General features: G+C 68.7%; 15 protein-coding genes. 3 read left to right on the top strand and 12 right to left on the bottom strand.

Translation table 11 applies throughout. From position 1 onward, the window contains the following. Nucleotides 1-4: 4 nt before the first annotated feature. The 6 genes from BST44_RS12190 to BST44_RS12165 all read right to left on the bottom strand — a co-directional run bounded on the left by BST44_RS12190 (nucleotide 5) and on the right by BST44_RS12165 (nucleotide 7,120). Nucleotides 5-769, bottom strand: a complete 765-nt coding sequence (locus BST44_RS12190) for an SDR family NAD(P)-dependent oxidoreductase (RefSeq protein WP_083177370.1) — start codon at nucleotides 767-769, stop codon at nucleotides 5-7. Further along, entirely contained in the window at nucleotides 766-3,111 is a 2,346-nt protein-coding gene (locus BST44_RS12185; RefSeq protein WP_083177369.1) for a CaiB/BaiF CoA transferase family protein, read from the bottom strand. Before BST44_RS12185 ends, BST44_RS12190 begins: the two co-directional genes overlap by 4 nt. Before the next feature lie 19 nt (nucleotides 3,112-3,130). After that, on the bottom strand, nucleotides 3,131-4,099 hold the full coding sequence (locus BST44_RS12180) for an enoyl-CoA hydratase/isomerase family protein (RefSeq protein ID WP_083177368.1): 969 nt from the start codon (nucleotides 4,097-4,099) through the stop codon (nucleotides 3,131-3,133). A 30-nt stretch (nucleotides 4,100-4,129) separates the two neighbouring features. Continuing rightward, nucleotides 4,130-4,966 (bottom strand): mycofactocin-coupled SDR family oxidoreductase, encoded by an 837-nt coding sequence (locus BST44_RS12175; protein ID WP_083177433.1) that lies wholly within the window; start codon nucleotides 4,964-4,966, stop codon nucleotides 4,130-4,132. Then, complete coding sequence (locus tag BST44_RS12170) at nucleotides 4,963-6,168, bottom strand: cytochrome P450 (RefSeq protein WP_083177367.1); 1,206 nt, start codon at nucleotides 6,166-6,168, stop codon at nucleotides 4,963-4,965. Before BST44_RS12170 ends, BST44_RS12175 begins: the two co-directional genes overlap by 4 nt. Before the next feature lie 265 nt (nucleotides 6,169-6,433). Then, nucleotides 6,434-7,120, bottom strand: a complete 687-nt coding sequence (locus tag BST44_RS12165; protein ID WP_083177432.1) for a TetR/AcrR family transcriptional regulator — start codon at nucleotides 7,118-7,120, stop codon at nucleotides 6,434-6,436. Between the two features lie 206 nt (nucleotides 7,121-7,326). On the opposite strand from BST44_RS12165, the gene BST44_RS12160 reads away from it, so the two are divergent. After that, entirely contained in the window at nucleotides 7,327-7,950 is a 624-nt protein-coding gene (locus tag BST44_RS12160) for a SecDF P1 head subdomain-containing protein (protein ID WP_244184801.1), read from the top strand. Between the two features lies 1 nt (nucleotide 7,951). After that, nucleotides 7,952-8,779: a sugar phosphate isomerase/epimerase family protein gene (locus tag BST44_RS12155; protein ID WP_083177366.1), complete on the top strand. Its 828-nt coding sequence runs from the start codon at nucleotides 7,952-7,954 to the stop codon at nucleotides 8,777-8,779. A gap of 7 nt (nucleotides 8,780-8,786) precedes the next feature. On the opposite strand, the gene BST44_RS12150 is transcribed toward BST44_RS12155, so the two are convergent. Together BST44_RS12150 and BST44_RS12145 are read right to left on the bottom strand one after the other, a co-directional pair. Further along, nucleotides 8,787-10,019, bottom strand: a complete 1,233-nt coding sequence (locus BST44_RS12150; RefSeq protein WP_083177429.1) for an FAD-dependent oxidoreductase — start codon at nucleotides 10,017-10,019, stop codon at nucleotides 8,787-8,789. Nucleotides 10,020-10,042: 23 nt separating this feature from the next. Further along, complete coding sequence (locus BST44_RS12145; RefSeq protein ID WP_083177430.1) at nucleotides 10,043-11,644, bottom strand: arylsulfatase; 1,602 nt, start codon at nucleotides 11,642-11,644, stop codon at nucleotides 10,043-10,045. Nucleotides 11,645-11,832: 188 nt separating this feature from the next. Here BST44_RS12145 and BST44_RS12140 point away from each other — a divergent pair, with 188 nt between their 5' ends. After that, the gene (locus BST44_RS12140; RefSeq protein ID WP_083177365.1) at nucleotides 11,833-12,852 is read left to right on the top strand and encodes an NAD(P)H-dependent flavin oxidoreductase; all 1,020 of its coding nucleotides are present in this window, start codon (nucleotides 11,833-11,835) and stop codon (nucleotides 12,850-12,852) included. Here BST44_RS12140 and BST44_RS12135 read toward each other — a convergent pair. The 4 genes from BST44_RS12135 to BST44_RS12120 form a co-directional block, all read right to left on the bottom strand. Next, nucleotides 12,847-13,668: a class I SAM-dependent methyltransferase gene (locus BST44_RS12135; protein ID WP_083177364.1), complete on the bottom strand. Its 822-nt coding sequence runs from the start codon at nucleotides 13,666-13,668 to the stop codon at nucleotides 12,847-12,849. The genes BST44_RS12140 and BST44_RS12135 overlap by 6 nt on opposite strands. A gap of 3 nt (nucleotides 13,669-13,671) precedes the next feature. Further along, nucleotides 13,672-14,940: an amidohydrolase family protein gene (locus BST44_RS12130; RefSeq protein ID WP_083177363.1), complete on the bottom strand. Its 1,269-nt coding sequence runs from the start codon at nucleotides 14,938-14,940 to the stop codon at nucleotides 13,672-13,674. Between the two features lie 142 nt (nucleotides 14,941-15,082). Beyond that, nucleotides 15,083-15,856, bottom strand: a complete 774-nt coding sequence (locus tag BST44_RS12125; RefSeq protein WP_083177362.1) for a class II aldolase/adducin family protein — start codon at nucleotides 15,854-15,856, stop codon at nucleotides 15,083-15,085. Beyond that, a complete protein-coding gene (locus BST44_RS12120; protein WP_083177361.1) occupies nucleotides 15,853-17,448 on the bottom strand; it encodes a class I adenylate-forming enzyme family protein in 1,596 nt (531 codons plus the stop codon). The genes BST44_RS12125 and BST44_RS12120 overlap by 4 nt, the downstream gene beginning before the upstream one ends.

The following is a 17,448-nucleotide window of genomic DNA, read 5'->3' as shown; positions in this document are numbered from 1 at the left end:
TGGCTCACCAGGTTTGTTCGGCCGCGCGCACCAGCATGTGATTGACGGCGACCCGGCGGTCGCGGGTGACCATGAACAGCACCGCGTCCGCGATGTCCTCCGGGCGCAACTTGACCATGCCGGCGGTCTGGCGCTCGAACGCTTCCCGGGACGGCTCGGCGAGGTGGCTGAAGATCTCGGTGTCGACCGTCCCCGGGCCCACGACGCCGACCCGCACCCGCTTGCCGAGCACCTCCTGGCGAATGCCCTCACTGAACGCGTTCACGCCGAACTTGGTCAGCGAGTAGACCGCGGTGTTGGGCCGGGCCACCCAGCCGGCGGTCGAACTGATGGTGACCAGATCGGCGACGCCGCGGGGTGAGTCGGCGGCCGCCGCGATCAGGTGTGGGAGCGCCGCGCGGGTGGCGTACAGGACCCCTTGCACGTTGACGGTCACCATGGCGTCCCAGTCCCGCAGCGACGCCTCGGCCGCGGGGCCCGACTGCATCAGCCCGGCGTTGTTCACAACGGTGTCGAGCCGGCCGAATTCCGCGACCGCGCGCTGCACGGCGCTCGACACCTGCTCGGCGTCGGTGACGTCGGTCGGCACGGCCAGCGCTGTGCCACCGGCGGATTCGATGTCGGCCTGCAGATCGGCGAGCCGGTCCGCGCGGCGCGCGAGCAGGGCCACCGCGGCGCCTTCCGCGGCCAGCGCGCGGGCTGTCGCGGCCCCGATACCGCTGCTGGCGCCGGTGACCAGCGCCGCGGTGTGTGCAAGAGTCGCCGTCATGCGCCAAGTATCCCGCGTAGCAGGTACTCGGTGTGCTCGCCGAGGTCCGGCGCGCCGCGGGCGACGCGCGCCTGGTTGCGCGCCATCCGCCAGGACGGCCCGACGATAGGTCGCTGACCCTCTCGGTGGTCGCTGACGAACCGATACAGCTCGCGGTCCCACAGCAATTGATCGGCGATCACATCGACGGCGGTGGCGCTCTTACAGGCCGGCACACCCGCCGCGCGCAGGCGACGGGCCAGCTGCTCGGCGGCGTGGTGCCGGGTGAGCTGCGCAAGGTCGGCGTCGAGCGTCGCGGCATGCCGCCGGCGCTCGGCCATGGTGGCGTAGCGGCGTTCTCGGGCCAGTGACTCCGCATCGAGCACGCCGCACAATCCGCGCCACTGCGAGTCCTCGGCGACGGCCACCGTGATCCAGGCGCCGCCGGCGCAGGGATAGCAGCCGTGCGGGCACAGGTCCGGGTGATCGTTGCCGCAGGCCGCGAATTCTTCTCCCGTCAGGGCGTGCTCGAGCAGGCGGTCGCCGATCATCGACGACAGCGTTTCGACGGCCGAGAGGTCGACGAACTGCCCGGCGCCGGTGAGCTCGCGATGCAGCAACGCCACCACCGCGGCGTAGGCGGCGGCCGCGCCGACGGTCGAATCGCCGTAGCGCATGCTCGTCCCCAGCGGCGGGCCCCCGCGATAGCCGACCAGGGGCGCCAGCCCGGCCAGCGCGGCAAAGCATGGCGCGTAACCGGTTTGATGGCCCAACGGCCCGTCGTTGCCCCACATCTTGATCGACACGGAGATGATGTCCGGCTTGATCTCCCTGAGCTGCGCGTAGCCCAGGCCCTGGCGTTCCATCGCGCCCGGCCGGAGGTTGTTGATGACGATGTCGCTGCGCGCGATCAATTCGCGCAGCCGCGCCATGCCCGCCACGGACTTGATATCGAGGTCCACGCCGAGGATTTCGGTGTTGATGCTCAGGAAGTAGGGCGCGTGGTCGATGTCGGTGCCGCCGTACGCCCGCATCTCCTCGGGACTGCCCGCGGTTTCGATCTTGATGACCTCTGCACCCAGCATCGCGAGCAGCTTGCCCGCGTAGGGGCCGGCCCATACCTTGGTCAGCTCCACGACGCGCACCCCTTCCAGGGGCCCGCCACGCGGCTCCCGTGGTGGCTTGAGTTGCGGGGACTCGACCCGCGGCCGGGTGCGCGCGGTGGCCATGCTCTCCAGCACCTGCACTGTGTGCTGACCGAGAGTCGGTGCGGCGGAGATGATTCGCGCCGGTGAACGGCTGAATCCGTACGGCACCGTCGGGTAGGCCGCGTCGCCCAGCACCGGGTGGCGCACCGGCTGGAAGAAACCCCGGTGCCGGTACTGCGGCGAATCATGCAGATCGGCGGCCCCGTTCACCGGCACCAGCGGAACACCCAGTCGCTGCGCTCGGTCGGACGCTTCGTCCTTGGCCAGGTCGCGGACCCACGCGGCGAAACCCCGCTGGAAATCGGCGACCTTGGCCGCACTGACGGAGAACTCCAGCCAGTCGTCGTCGAACGCATCCAGCCAGTCCGGATGGTCCATGAGGTCTTTGAGGCCGAGCCAGTGCGCGCGGCTGGTCATGTACAGGTAGACGAAGCCGTCGGCGCACGCGAAAAACGCCGCGGGGCCGGCCTGATCGTAGTCGCCCCGGCACCCTTCGGCGGTCACCTCGCCGGTGATGAATCGACCGAGGATGCAGTCGGCGCGGGAGGCCAGCACGGCCTGCCCCGAAACGTCGATGGACTCGCCGCGGCCGCTGTGCAGGCGCCCGAACAGTGCTGCGGCCATGCAGAGCGCGCCGTCCAGTCCGGCCTCATAGTCGGCCAGGAACCGGCCCGGCCCCTGCAGCGGCGGCTTGTCCGGGTCCGGGTGGCTGGGCGTGTGGTATCCCCAGCCTCCGGCGTGGAAGACGTTCAGGCTCTTGGCATGGCGGAACTCGCCGGGCGCGTCCCCGCCGAACGGCGTGATCGAGCAGAACACCACGTCCGGATGTCGCCGCGCCCAGTCGGTGGCCGGGTCGAGGGCGCCGTCGTCGATCACCGCGTCCGCGGTGCCGATGAGCTGGTCCAGGGTCTCGACGTCCGCGCCGGAGCCGAGATCGAGCGCCACCGACCGCTTGTTGGTGTTCAGGTATGCGAACAGGCCGCTCCCGTCGCACCCGTCGGCCAGGACAGGAGCCATCGCCCGCGTGGGGCTGCCGCGCTCGGGCGCCTCGACCTTGAGGATCTCGACGCCGAAATCCGCCAACAACTTTCCGCAGTACTCCCCCGCGACGGACCCGGCCAGCTCCACGACCCGGAAACCCGTCAGCGCCGACACGCGAGCGTTCCCGGGACCGTCAGGGCTTCGCGCGTCCCGAGCGGCTCAGGCGCCACTCCGGCGGGAAGTTCAGGTCGTTGTCCTTGACCACGTTGTTCAGGCCCTTCTCGAACGTGCCCGCGGTCAGGTCCACTTCCTCCGCGTCGTTGGCGATCATCGGCAGCATGCCCTCGACCATGCCGGTCAACAGGCTGCCGAAATACTCGCCCTTGTGCTGCTTGTAGAGCTCCAGGAAAGTCTTCTGCACCGCGACGGTGTCGGTCGGCCGGGAGCGCGAGCACGCCATCGCGTACTTCAGCGTCTCTTCTTCCAGCTTCTCCCGCGGCACCACGCTGTTGACAAAGCCGCACTCGTACATCTCCTTGGCGCTGAAGGGCCTTCCGGTGAAGAGCATTTCGGAGAATTTGCGCAGGCCCATCGTCTCGGCCCACCACCACAGCCGCGGGCCCCAGCCCACGTAGCGGAAGGCCGGATGTCCGAACAGGGCGTCGTCGGACGAGACCACCAGGTCGGCGTCACCGGCCTGGTAGAAGTGCCAGCCGTAGCAGTAGCCCTTGGCTTCGATGATGCTGATCTTGCGCAGCTCTTGCAGGGGGCGGTTACCGGCGCGGGCCTTGGCGTAGAAGTCGGTGACGGTCGACAGGTAGCGGTAGGACCCGCCGGGCGGGTACTTGACGTCGTCGTCGTTGATGGCCAGTTCGTGCAGCAGCGGCATGCCGGGGTTTTCCAGCATTCCCCGCTGCTCGGGCAGGTCGCCGCCGCTGCCGAAATCCTCGCCCTCGCCGCGGATCACGACGACCTTGACGTCGTCGTCGACGTTGCACTTGTGGATCAGGTCGGCGTAGTTCTGCCGCATGCCCAAGGTGGTGGAGTTGAGCTCCTCGGGGCGGTTGAAGGTGATGTAGGCGATCCGGTTCTTCTTGTCTTTCTCGAACTTGATGTACTGCTCGGCTTCCTTCTTCATTTCTTCGTAGTCGTATTCGGGCATCGTCCTCTCCAACTTTCCTTGAATGAGCGCTTATTTGAGCAAGCTGCCCGCGTCGACGGGAAGCGAGACGCCGGTGACGTAACGGGCTTCGTCAGAGGCGAGGAACAGGACGGCGTTGCTGATGTCCGCGGCATCCACCCACGGCACCGGCAGCGTGTGCATCATCTGCGAGATGGGGGCGAAGTCGTCGGGGCCCGGGTTCTCCAGGTCCGGACGAAAGAGCCGGAACGTGTTGTCGTTCATCGCCATCGTGGTGCTGACCTGCGTGGGCAACACCGAATTCACCCGGATCATGTGCGGGCCGAGCTCGACGGCGAAGGCACGCATCAGACCGATGACGCCGTGCTTGGCCGCGATGTAGTGGCCGGTGTTCGGGTACGCCTTGCGCCCGCCGACCGAGCTGGTGAGCACGATCGACCCGCCGCGGCCGCCCGAGAGGATGTGTGGGACACCCGATTTGACCGTGTGCCAGACGCCGGTCAGGTTGATGTCGATCATGTCCTGCCAGACGTTCTCCCGGATCTTGTGCAGCTTCCTGCCGTCGGTGCCCACGCCGGCGTTGGCGACGATGATGTCCAGCCGGCCGAGCTGTTCCACGCCGCCGTCCACCGCGGCTTTCAACGCGTCGTAGTCGCGGACGTCCACCTGCGCGGTGACGATGCGACGGTCCTGGGCCTTCACCAGATCGGCCGTCTCGGCTAAGTCCTCCGGCGTCGAGTGCGGATAGGCCAGGTTCTCGATCGGCCCGCAGACGTCGATCGCGATGATGTCGGCGCCCTCCTGCGCCAGGCGCACGGCGTGGCTGCGGCCCTGACCGCGGGCGGCGCCGCTGACGAACGCGACCTTCCCCTCGACGCGGCCGGTCATCTCGGCACCAGAGCCGGCATGCACTCCCAGCCGCGCACGGTCGACGTGGGGCTCAGCGTGGCGTTGGCCAGGTCGACCTCCCACTCCGGGAAGCGTTTCAAGATCTCCTCGAGCGCGACGCGGCCCTCGAGGCGCGCGAGCGCCGATCCCAGACAGAAGTGGGTTCCCACGCTGAAGGTGAGGTGCGGGCGGACGGTGCGGTGAATGTTGAAATCGCCGGCGTCCGGCCCGAACTGGCGTTCGTCGCGGCAGGCCGCCCCGATGAGCATCATCAACACGCTGCCTCCGGGCACCGTCCGGTCGTAGAGTTCGACGTCGCGGGTCACATACCGGGACACGTGCGGGGCTGGAGGTTCGTAGCGCAGCAGCTCCTCGATTGCCTGCGGGATCAGCTCCGGGTGCGCAACGAGGTCGCGACGCTGGTCGGGATACTCCGCGAGAACCTTTCCGGCCCAACCGATCAGCCGGGTGGTGGTTTCGTTGCCCGCCCCGGCCACCACGTTGAGGTAGACCAGGATCTCGTCGCGGGTGAGCCGCCGCGTGGCGCCGGTTTCGTCGACGAACTCGACGTTGAGCAGCTCGGTCATGATGTCGTCGGACGGATGGTCGGCACGCCAGTCGATGTAGGCCTCGAACTGCTCGCCGACCGACAGGCCGTGCTCGGCGGCGGCCATGGGCTTGCCCGCCTCGGTACGCAGCTGGGCGTTGCCCCGGTCGCGAATGTAAACCTGATCGTCCTCGGGGATCCCCAGGAGCGAGCTGATGACCTTCATCGGCATCTGGGCTCCGAGGTCGGCGACGAAGTCGAAGTGGCCCGAGCCGACCAGCGGGTCCAGGAGTTGAGCGCAGTAGTCACGGATCATCGGCTCGAGCGCCGCGATCCTGCGCGGCGTGAACATCCGCGACAGCAGCTTGCGGTGCACGTCGTGAACCGGGGGGTCTTCGAAGATCAGCATCCCCGACGGGATCTCGAGGTTGGCCTTGATCAATTCCAGAATTGCGCCCCGGGCGGAGCTGAAAGTGCCGTGATCGACGAGCGCTTTATTCACATCCGCGTAGCGGCTCACCGCGAAGAAGTCGTATTCGGCGTTGTAGTAAAGCGGCGCCTCGTCACGCAGACGCGCGAACATCGGGTACGGGTCGGCGATCAGCTCGACGTCGTACGGATCGAAACGCACATGGCTATCGGTGCTCGTCGTCACGAAATCCCTCCTACCGCTGCCGTTTCCCGGCGTCCGGTCCGTCCGCGCAGCGCTGGCGCCCGCCAGTGTGGCAGCGCCGGATCCAGTTCGGGCAACTTATACACTCCGCTTAATTGCGTTGCTGTGACATGCATTCGGGCCATGCATTCGGTCCGGGCCGAAATCCGCCCATCAGCGTCACCTAACTCTATTCTCGTAGAGAACCATACGGCGAATGGTCTGGCAAGACCCCGTGCCGGATGGCCCGCCGGCGGTGTGCGCACGCTCAGCCGATCGCCGCGGACCGGCGCCGGCCCGCGGAGCGCCGGCCACCCGCGTCGGTCAGCCGGCCACGCTGTGGGCTGCGAAGGATCCCCGCGGCGATCGACGACAGGATCCCGTCGAGCTGCTCGGGACTGTCGACGATCCGGTCACCGTGCGCAAATCGCACGAGCAGGCCGTTGATGAACGTCAGCGTCACATTGCTCAGGTCCTCGACCACCGCGGGATCCAGGTCCGCGCCGTGCGGCATGAGCTGAACCAAAATCTCCCGGTGGAGCTTGGTGAATTCGTCCGTGGCCCGCTGCAGGATGGCAGCCAGCGCAGGATCGCGGGCGGCCTGCATTGTCAGCTCGTAGCGGGCCTTGGTCCGGAACAACTGCGGCTCGCGGCCGGACCGGATGACGACTTGCGACAGTCGCGAGGGCGAGGGATGTTTTCCCCGCCCGTCGGAGTCGTCGGCGACGGACTGGAGATCGGCGAGGTCCAGCTCGGCCAGCCGCTCCGCCACGGCGCGCAGCAGCGCGGAGCGGGTGCGGAAATAGAACGAGGTGGTGCCGTCGGGCACGCCGGTCTTGCGGTCGACCTTGAGGTGACTCAGTCCCTTGGCCCCGTCGTCGGCCAATAACTGAATGGCCGCGTCGCATAGGTCGCGGCGGCGCTCCTCGGGATTAGGCTTTCGGCGTTTGTCCATGCTGATCGGCTCTCGGACCGAGACCATACTCTATATTCGTAGTGTCGGTAAAGGGCCGTGGCTGATGGCCGACTATGGCGGGCGTGCGTGACCACCGCGGAAATCCGGGAGCGCTGCAGCGAAACCTGTTGCAGGGCGTCGGGGTTACCACGCAAGGACGCGGCGACGTTCCCGCCTGGGACAATGGTCGGATGATCCGGCGTCGAATGAGTGAAAAAGTTGACGTGGCGGGCCGTCGATTCCGCATCACGGCGGCCTGGCTCGCGTGTGCCGGCCTGGTCGCCCCGCTCGCGTGTGGCTGCCACTCGACGCGGCACGGCGCCGCGCCCACCACCACGTCGTCGACCACGTCGTCGACCGCCCCGGCGCCGACCACGAGCACGCCGGCCACCCCGATTGTCAAGATCGCACCGCTGCCCGTCCGCCCGGTGAACAAATCGCAGCCGACCGCCCCGCAGAAGTGCCCGGCCACCGACCCGAATCATCCGGTGGCGCCGACGGATGCGTTCACCGCGTGCGATATCGGACGAACCACGTTGTACACGCTCGGCCCCGAGACGATGCAGCTCGGGCTGATCCATGTGGAGCCACCGAAATCGCTGACGGCGGACTTCTACGACGTGACCCTCATTCTCGATCCCCCATCGGCGTCGGCATGGGCGTCATACACCGCCGCGCACCTCAAAGACCATGTGGCCTTCATTCGCGACAATCGCGTGCTGGAGGCGCCAATCATCGAAGGCCCCGTCACGTCGGGGCGCATTGCGCTGACCACCCAAACGGCCGAGGGCGCCGCGCAATTGGCCCAGCTCGCCGGTCGTCCCCTGTGACATGACCACGACGGGCACCGATCGGCTCGGCATCGGCATCGGCATGCTGAGCGTATTCGGCCTTCCCCCAGTCGAATTGGTGAACCTGGCGGCAGACCTCGGTTGCCGGTTCGTCTCCGCCGCGCTGCAGGGAATGCCGCTGGTGCCGCTGGGCTATCCGCGCTTCTCCCTGACGGACGACGCCGGCCTGCGACAGGCCGTGCTCGCCGCGATGGATGACCGCGGCGTGACGATTTCGCTCGGTGACGGCTTTCTCGTCCTGCCCGGCGCCGACGTGCGCGCGCTCCGGACGGATCTCGACGTCCTCGCCGAGCTGGGTGTCCCCCGGATCAACGTGGTCAGCCTCGACCCCGATGTCCCCCGCAGTTTCGACCAGTTCGCGGCGCTGGCCGACCTCGCCGCCCAGCGGGGCATCCAGACACTCGTCGAACCGGTCCCGGGCCTCACCGTCGGTGATCTGCCGACCGCGCTCGCCGCGGTCGAACACGTGGCGCGGCCCGACTTCCGATTGCTGATCGACACCATGCACTTGGTGCGATCCGGTTCCAGCGCCGCCGATCTGGCCGCGATCGACCCGGCCCGCATCGGTTATGCCCAGCTCAACGACACCACGCTGCGGCCGCGCGGCGGAAACTACATGGAGGAAGCCATGTTTGAGCGCATGGTTCCCGGCGAGGGCGAGCTACCGCTGCGCGACATTCTTTCCGCCCTGCCTGCCGGCATCGTGATCGAACTCGAGGTGCCGAGACGGGCGCTGGCGCTCTCCGGCGTCGGGCCCATCGACCGGCTCCGGCCGTGTGTCGACGCGGCCCGACGGTTGTTGTCTTAGATTCGGCCTAGCCGGCAGAGCCGGGCGCGCGGCGCGCGAAGTCCGGCGCATGTTCGGGCCGCACCCCGACGCCGACGAAGTACGCGGGCACGGCCGACAGCCACGGCAGCCGCTTCATCAAGCCGAGCAGCGCCGCGGGCGGCGTGGGATCCGCGCCGCGCAGCAGCGGTCCGAGCAGCATCCGGTGCAGCAGCTGCTGGACCAGTTGGGTGACGACGGTCGGGAACACACGCCGGCGGTGGACCGCGGCGAGCTCGCGGACCCCGACGCGGTGCCGCCGCAACGGCTCGGCCAGTAGGGTTGCGGCCGCGACGGCGTCCTGGATGGCCAGGTTGATGCCTACCCCGCCCAGCGGCGACATCGCATGCGCCGCATCGCCGATGCACAGCAGGCCGTCGGTGTGCCAGCGGCGCAGGCGGTTCACGTGCACGTCCAGATGCTTGACGTCGTCCATGGATTGCAGCGCCGCCACCGACTCGGGCATGTCGGGCAGCAGCTCTTCGACGTCGCGCCGGAACGCGTCGATGCCACGGGCCCGCAGCTGCGCATCGATGCCCTTGGGCCCCAGGTTGGCGATCTGGAAGTAGCGTTCCCGCGGGATCACGGCGAGTCCCTTGCCGGGGCCCAGGCGGGGCAGGAAGGAGTATTCGGTGTCTTCCTTGTGCGGCAACCGAAACCACCACACGTCGAACCTCACCGGGTATTCGCGCGCCTTCAGTCCGGCGGCCTGGCGGGTGACCGACCAGCGGCCGTCGCAGGCGACGGTCAGCTCGGCCCGCAATTCGCCCGGGCCGTCGGGGCCGCGGTAGCGCACCCCGGCGACCCTGCCGTCCTCCCAAAGCAGCCCGGTGACTTCGGTGTTCATTCGCAGCGAGAAGCCCGGCTCAGCCTTCGCCGCGTCGGCGAGCAGGTTGAGCAGATCCCACTGCGGCACCATCGCGACGAAGGGGTGAGGCTGGCGTAGCCGCTCGAAGTCGACATAGGTCACCGACCGCCCGTCGGATTCCAGCTTCGCCGTGCGGACCTCGGTGAAGGGCAAGGCCGCGAACGGTTCCCAGAGGCCGAGCTCGTCGAGCAGCCGCATGGTGGTCGGGTGGACCGTGTCGCCGCGGAAGTCGCGCAGGAAGTCGCCGTGCTTTTCCATCAGGGTGACCTGCACGCCCGCACGGGCCAGCAGCAGCCCCAGGACCATGCCGGCCGGGCCGCCGCCGACGATCGCGCACGTGGTTTCTTCAACCATCAGCACTCTGCTCAGAACTCTGCTCAAAACTCGAGGTCGAACACCGACACGGGGTCGAGGATCACGCCGTTCTCCTCGACGTAGCGGTCCCACAGCGTCAACAGTTCGGCGAGCTTCTCGGGGTGGGAGGCGGCCAGATCGTGGATCTCCCCGGGATCCGAGGCGAGGTCGTAGAGCTGCCAGCCGTCCGGGCCGTACGGCGCGGGCAGGTGCAGTGCCTTCCAATCCCCCTGGCGAATGGCACGGCGGCCGAACAACTCCCAGCCGGTGCCGGTCTCGGCGTCATGAACGGCCTCCGCACCGCCCGACAAGTAGCCGACCAGGGAGCGGCCTCGCATCGGCGCCACCTCGCGCCCGCGGTAGGACGTGCCGGGATGTGCGGCGCCCGCCAGTTCCAGCACCGTCGGGGCGATGTCCATGACGGTGCTGAACGCGGTGCCGACCTCCCCCTGCCGCTCGAAGCCCGGCCAGGTCATGAAGCCGACCACCCGGATCCCGCCTTCGGTGGTGAACGCCTTGTGCAGCCGCGACGGCGCGGTGGCGGCTTGCGCCCACCGCGGGCCGTACCAGATGAAGGAGGAGGGCCGGCCGAGGTTGTCGACGCTGTTGTCGCAGTTCTTTTCGATCTGCGCGACGATTCGGGGACCGACCAGTGGCATCGCCTCGACGATCGCCCCCTCGGCGCCGTTGTCGGACAAGAAGATCACGACCGTGTCGTCGAGCTCGCCGCTTGCCGACAGGTAGTCGATCACCCGCCCGATGTTCCAGTCCATCCGGTCGACCATCGCGGCGTAGACCTCCATGCTGCGGGCCGATACCGCGCGCTGTTCGTCGGTCATGTCGGCCCACTCGGGGGCCCCGTCGGCCACGACCGGGTGCGCCTCGACGTCCGGCGGGCACAGGCCCAGCCGCTTGAGCGCGGCCAGCCGCTCCTGGCGCAGCGAGTCCGGTCCGGCGTCGTAGCGGCCGCGATATTTCGCGATGGACTCGTCCGGGGCCTGCAGCGGCCAGTGCGGCGCCTGGAACGGCAGATACGCGAAGAACGGCCGCTCGTCACCGGGTGCGCGTTCGCGCAGGTATTGCAGCAGCTTGTCGGTGTAGGCGTCCGAGGAGTAGAAGTCGTCGCCGACGCTGACGAACTGGTCGTCCTCGGTGTAAAGGGTTGGCACGGGCGAGAAACTGCGGGCCCCGCTGCCGCCGAAGTGGCTGGCGCCGGCGGGCAGCAACGCGAACGAGCGCTCGAATCCGCGCGCCCAGGGCGATCTCTCGATCGTGGCGCCGAGGTGCCACTTGCCCGACATCAACGTCAGGTAGCCGGCGTCGCGCAGCAGTTCCGGCAACGCCACCACCCGGTCGTTCAGGTAGCCCTCGTAGCCGGGTGCGCCACGGAATTCGGGGCCGGCAACCTCGAGCATCGTGCCGATGCCGGCGACGTGGTGGTCGGTCCCCGTCAGCAGCATCGCGCGGGTGGGTGAGCAGGCCGGCGCGGAATGGAAATCGGTGAACCGGATCCCCGCGTGGGCCAGGCGGTCGAGATTGGGCGTCTCTATTTCCCCACCGAACGCGCCGATATCGGAAAACCCGAGGTCGTCCGCCACGATCACGAGGAAGTTGGGCCTCTTCACGCTCAAGTTCACGCTGAAGCATCCTGCCAGGTGCGGCGGCCGGGCGGAATGCCGCGGTCTCGGCGCGTCGTTATTGTCGAGGCGGCATTGTCTAGGCGGCATTGTCGAGGCGGCATTGTCGAGGCGGCTTGTCGAGGCGGCTTGTCGAGGCGGCGCCGTGCACGCCCGCGCGACGGAAGGGCTCAGAGATGCTGGCACAGTTCGGGATGTCCATTCCGCTCATCGCCGCCCCGATGGCGGGCGGCCCGACCACCCCCGCGATGGTGTCGGCCGCGACCCGCGCGGGCGGCCTGGGCATGCTGGCCGCCGGCTACAAGACCGCGGAGGCCGTCGAGGCCGAGGTCAAACAGGTCCGTGCTGAGGGAATCCCCTTCGGCATCAACCTGTTTGCGCCCAACCCGCTGCCCGTCGACCCCGAGAGCTACCGGGCCTACGCCGCGATCATCCAGCGCGACGCCGACCGGTTCGGCTTGACGCTGCCCCCGGACCCGGTCGAGGACAGCGACAGATTCGACGAGAAGGTCGCGCTGCTGCTCGACGACCCGGTTCCGATGGTGTCGTTCACCTTCGGCATCCCGCCGCGCGGGGTGATCGCCGCGCTGCGGAAGGCCGGTAGCGTCGCGGTCCAGACGGTCACCACGCCCGAAGAGGCGGCACAGGCACACGAGGCCGGGGTCGACATGCTCGCCGTGCAGGCCGCGGCCGCCGGCGGTCACTCCGGCACACTCTCCCCACGGACGCCCCCGCCGCCGGTGCCCGTCGCCGAGCTGGTCGAGCGGATCGTCGCGGCGGTGCCGCTGCCGGTGATCGCCGCCGGCGGGCTCGCCACCCCCGCCGCGGTCGCCGAGGTGATCCGCGCGGGTGCCGCGGCGGCAGCCGTCGGGACGGTTCTGCTGCGCGCCGACGAAAGCGGCGCCTCGGCCACCCACCGGGCGGCCCTGACCGATCCCCGGTTCACCGAAACGGTCCTCACGCACGCCTTCACCGGCCGCCCCGCCCGCGGGCTACGCAACGCGTTCATCGACGCGCACGAGGCGCAGGCGCCGCTGGGCTATCCCGCCCTGCATCACCTGACCAGCCCGCTGCGCAAGGCGGCGGCCGCGGCGGGCAAGCCCGACTACGTGCACCTGTGGGCCGGCACCGGATACCGCGACGCCACCGCCGAACCCGCGGCCGACATCCTGCGGCGGCTGGCTTCCGGCCTATGAGTATTCGAAGCGGTTGAGCACGTCGTAGTTGCGGGCGCCCGCAATCCACATCAGCCGGTAGATCAACCGCACCGCCGTCGATTCGATCCGTTGGTAGCCCGCCAGGGTCGACGTCTGTTCGAGCAGCCGCAGCCGGGGGTTCCAGTGCTGCAGCTCCCGCGCGTCGCGGATGCCCCACCTGATGATGCCCCTGGTGAACACCTTCGACAGCAGCGGCGCCAGCGCCGAGAGCGTGTCGAAATGCATTTCGCCGCTTTGGAATCGGTCCGTCAGGCGCTGGAGCAGCTCGCGGACCTGACGTTCGGTGAGATACATGAGCAGGCCCTCGGCGATGACCAGTGTGGGGCGACCGGTCGGGACCTGGTCGAGCCAGTCCGGATCGGTGACCGACGAGCCGATCATCCGGTAACCCGCCGCGTCGTCGTAGAGCCGCCGGCGCAGCTCGATCACCGCGGGTTGGTCGACGTCGAACCACGAGACCGACGGCGGCACGGCGACCCGGAAGGCGCGCCCGTCCAGACCGCAGCCCAGGTGCAGCACCACCGCGTCGGGATGGCGCCGCAGGAAATCCGCGCACCAGTCGTCGAGCTGCCTGGCGCGCAGGGCGACAAGGTACTGATTCGACGCCGGCAGCGAGCTGCGATGGATTCGCTTGAAGTCGTAGTCGATCCGCTCCACCGCTTCCGCGGCCGCCTTGTCGCCCAAAACCGGCCGCCTCGAACCGCTTTCGTGGGCGCGTAGATAGAGCGTTACCAGGTTCGTCCATTCCACCGAGCCCCAGGGGACGGCGGTAAAGTCGACTTTGGTCGCCGCCATGGCTCAGAACGCGTCCGGATTCCGCTGCACGTCGGGAAGCACCGGATGCCGGTACAAACGTGAAGCGTTCTCCCAGCTGAACTTCCGGACGACATCGGCCGGCAGGTCACCGATTTGCTCGTGGATCGTCTGCTGGGTGTGGGGCCAGGTGGAGTCGCAGTGCGGGTAGTCGGCCTCCAGCATGATGTTGTCCACACCGATCCGGTCGCGCTGCACGAACGACGACTTGTCCTCCACCGCGCAGAACCAGAAATTCCTGGTGAATACCTCGGCGGGAGTAAGCCTTTCGCCCAGGGCCTGCCAGGTTCCGTACATCGCGTGATAGCTGAGCATGTGGTCGAGGCGGTCCAGCAGCCCGGCGACCCAGCCGATGCCGCCCTCCGACAGGCAGATCTTCAGGTCGGGGAACCTGCTGGGCAGGCCGGAATACAGCCAGTCGACCGCCGCCGAGATGGCATATGCGAAAAACAACACGCCCTGCACGTCCGGCGGCGCGTCGTCGGTGGTGGACGGCGAGGACCCCGAGGATCCGATGTGCAGGTTCACCACGGTGCCCGTCTCGGCACACGCCGCCATAATCGGGTCCCAATGGCCGGAGTGGATGCTCGGCAACCCCAGCATCGCCGGGTTCTCGCTGAACGTCACCGCGTGGAAGCCGCGCTCGGCGTTCTCGTAGATCATCCGCGCGCCGAGTTCGGGGTCCAGCAGCCACGGCAGCTGGCACGGGATGATCCGCTCGGGGTACGAGCCGGCCCACACCTCGAGATGCCAGTCGTTCCAGGCGCGCACCGAGGCGAGCGCGAGGTCGCGGTCGGTGGTCACCTGCTGTAGGCGTTGGCCGGCGAACCCGGGCAGGAAGGACGGGAAATTGAGCGAGGCGTAGATGCCGTTGAGGTCCATGTCCCTGACACGCTCGTGGATATCCCAGGCGCCCCGGCGCATCTGGTCGAATCGAACCGGCTCGAAGCCGTACTCCGCCACCGGCCGGCCCACGACGGCGTTGAACCCGACGTTGGGCAGTTGCCGCCCGTCGTAGACCCAGGTCTGTCCGCCGCTGTCGGTCTCCACGACCCTGGGCGCGCGGTCGGCGAACTTGCGCGGCAACCGTCCGGTGAAGGTGTCGGGCGGCTCGACGATGTGATCGTCGACCGAGATCACGGTGTAGCGCCGCGGGGCGCGGGGCGGGTCCGGCAGGAAGGTGACCGAGCGCTGCTCGCCGGTCTTGGCGGTGGTGAAGCGCAGGTCGCCGGCCAGCTCGTCGATCGATTTCACTCTTCAATCTCCTTGCGAGACGGGACGCTTGAAAGTGCGGCCATGGCTTTGCGCGTGAGCTGACGGCACAGCCGCCGGGCATGTCGCCGCCGCCGCCGCCGTGAGTGCACACCCAACGCCGTTACCGCACCCCCAACCGCGGTCACGTGAGCACGTCGGGGTCGGCCTTGATGGTCATCCGTGCCGCCCCCGCCCAGTACACGTCGGCGGCGCGCTCGATCAGCGACCGCTGCATGCCCGCCATGTCGGACCAATTCATCTTCACCGGGTCCCTGCCGGTGAGCATGACGTCGTAGGCCAGCTTGCATACCCGTTCGATGGACGCCGCCCGGTAGACGGCCTGCGGGAGGTTGCGACCGGTCGCGATGACGCCGTGGTTGGCCAGAATGGTCAGGTTGGCGCCGCCGATGCGGGTGGCCAGTTCGGCCGCGCGGCCGGGGCCGTCGATTTCCCCGTCGTACGTGTCGACCAGGCACAGGTCGTCGAGGAAGAGCGAACCGGTCTGGTGCACCAGTTCGGGGAGCCTGCCCAGGGCGGCGAGCACGCACACGTAATACGGGTGGTTGTGGATGACGACCCGGGCGTCGTCGCGGACGCGGTGCAGCTCGGTGTGGATGTGGATCGCCGGGGTGACGTCCCAGCGGCCGCGCAGGACCCGGGCGTCGGCGTCGACCACGCAGATGTCGGACGCGGTGATCTCCTGCCACCACAGCCCCCACGGATTGACGAGCATTTCCGCCTGCCCGTCCGGCTGCCAGGTGATGTGTCCCGCCATGTTCTCGGCGAATCCGATGCCGGCCAGGTGACGGAAGGCGACCGCGAGCGCCTGCTCGTCGGACAGGTCGACCCCGATCGGGGGAACGACCGACGGTGCCCAGACTTCCAGGCCACCCCGGCGCGGGTTAGGAGCGTTCATCGTCTCCCCTTCGTTCTCGCTCGAATATCCTCGCGGAGCCGGCCTTTGGCAACCTTGCCACCGGAGGATCGCGGAAGCTCGTCGACCACGACGAGTCGCTCGGGCAGCAGCTCCTTGGATACTCCCAGCGCCAGCAGGTGTTCGATCAAGTCTGCGAGCTCGAGGGTGGCCGAGTCGACGAGTTCGGCGTACAGGCAGACCTTTTCGCCGAACACCTCGTCGGGCATCGCGACCGCCGCCGCCACCGCGACGGCGGGGTGGGTCGTGACGGCGTCCTCGACCTGGGTCGCGCTGATGTTCTTGCCGCCGCGCAGGATGAAGTCGGAGGTGCGCCCGGTGACGGTCAGGTAGCCGTCCGCGTCGATTTCGCAGATGTCGCCCATCCGCATCCAGCCGTCCGGGGTGAACAGCTTGTCGTGGTCGGTCCCGCCCAAATACCCGAGGCTGGTCGCCGGTCCGCGGCAGGCGGGTTGGCCCCGTCCCGTCGCGGTGACGTCCCGTTCCCCGTCGAACAGGCGGACCGCCATCTCGGGGACGATCCGGCCGCCCGTGCGCAGCCGGCGTTCGCGCGAGTCTTCGAGCGTCGTCGCGCTCAGCACGCCGGTTTCGTTCGAGCCGTAGAACTGCAGGATCGTGGCGCCGGTGAGCTCCTCGAACTCGGCGGCCGGCCGGTATGGCAGCGCCTCGCCGCCGGTGAACACCACACGCAGCGAGCTGAGGTCGTGGCCACGGGTCGCGGGATCCGCCATCAGCATGGTCAATTGCGTGCTGACACAACACAAGACGCTGACCCCGTGCCGGGAGATCGCCTCGCAGGTCGCCGCCGTGCTGAACCGGTCCAGGATCACGGCGGTGGCGCCCAGGTAGATCGGCGTGGTGTGGCTGGTCCACAGCCCGAAGCCGAACGGCGTGGGAATGACCGGCAGGAAAACGTCTTCCCCGGTGAGCAGCCCGTTCGCGACGGCCTTCTGGTGGAAGTAGTACCAACGGTTCTGGGTGTGCACCACGCACTTGGGCAGCCCGGTGGTCCCGGAGGTGGAGTTGATGAGGAAGACGTCGTCGGGCCCGAGCGAAGATTCGGCAGGCAGCTCCGCCGGCGGGCCGTCGAGTCGGGGCGCGCCGCCGGCATCGGCGGTGACGACCAGCGTGGGTAGCGACAGCTCGCGGGCGACGGCCGCCGCCTCGGTGCCGCGCTGCCGGTCGCTGATCAGGAGCTTCGGCCGCGCACTGCGCAGTATCGCCGCGACCTCACGCGTGCCGGCCCGCGCCCCGACGCCGACGACGACGGCCCCGCACCGCTCGACCGCGACGAAGAGCACGTGCAGCGCCGCGGAGTCACCGTGCCACACCCCCACCCGGTCGCCGGGCGCCACCCCCGCGCCCGCCAGTTGTTCACCCAGAGACGTTGCGGCGCGGTCGAATTGGTGCCAGGTTAGCGCCGCGCCCGGATGGTCGACATAGGCGCGACGATCGGGTGATTCCTCGGCGTTGGAGCGCACCGCGTCCGACAGCGTCGTGTCAGCCCAGAAGCCGGCGGCGCGGAATCGGGCCGCGTCCTCGTCAGTGAATGCCGGCGAGCCCGCGGTTTCCAT

It is taken from the genome of Mycobacterium scrofulaceum (assembly GCF_002086735.1).
Taxonomy (GTDB): Bacteria; Actinomycetota; Actinomycetes; order Mycobacteriales; family Mycobacteriaceae; genus Mycobacterium; species Mycobacterium scrofulaceum.
The sequence above is the reverse complement of the archived record's forward strand: the minus strand, read 5'-3'. Positions and strand labels throughout refer to the sequence as shown.

Coding starts and splice junctions, on each gene's coding strand:
- BST44_RS12135 (WP_083177364.1), bottom strand. CDS start 13,668: ATGGCGGCGACCAAAGTCGACTTTACCGCCGTCCCCTGGGGCTCGGTG.
- BST44_RS12150 (WP_083177429.1), bottom strand. CDS start 10,019: ATGGTTGAAGAAACCACGTGCGCGATCGTCGGCGGCGGCCCGGCCGGC.
- BST44_RS12140 (WP_083177365.1), top strand. CDS start 11,833: ATGCTGGCACAGTTCGGGATGTCCATTCCGCTCATCGCCGCCCCGATG.
- BST44_RS12155 (WP_083177366.1), top strand. CDS start 7,952: ATGACCACGACGGGCACCGATCGGCTCGGCATCGGCATCGGCATGCTG.
- BST44_RS12180 (WP_083177368.1), bottom strand. CDS start 4,099: ATGCCCGAATACGACTACGAAGAAATGAAGAAGGAAGCCGAGCAGTAC.
- BST44_RS12120 (WP_083177361.1), bottom strand. CDS start 17,448: ATGGAAACCGCGGGCTCGCCGGCATTCACTGACGAGGACGCGGCCCGA.
- BST44_RS12125 (WP_083177362.1), bottom strand. CDS start 15,856: ATGAACGCTCCTAACCCGCGCCGGGGTGGCCTGGAAGTCTGGGCACCG.
- BST44_RS12175 (WP_083177433.1), bottom strand. CDS start 4,966: ATGACCGGCCGCGTCGAGGGGAAGGTCGCGTTCGTCAGCGGCGCCGCC.
- BST44_RS12165 (WP_083177432.1), bottom strand. CDS start 7,120: ATGGACAAACGCCGAAAGCCTAATCCCGAGGAGCGCCGCCGCGACCTA.
- BST44_RS12190 (WP_083177370.1), bottom strand. CDS start 769: ATGACGGCGACTCTTGCACACACCGCGGCGCTGGTCACCGGCGCCAGC.
- BST44_RS12160 (WP_244184801.1), top strand. CDS start 7,327: ATGAGTGAAAAAGTTGACGTGGCGGGCCGTCGATTCCGCATCACGGCG.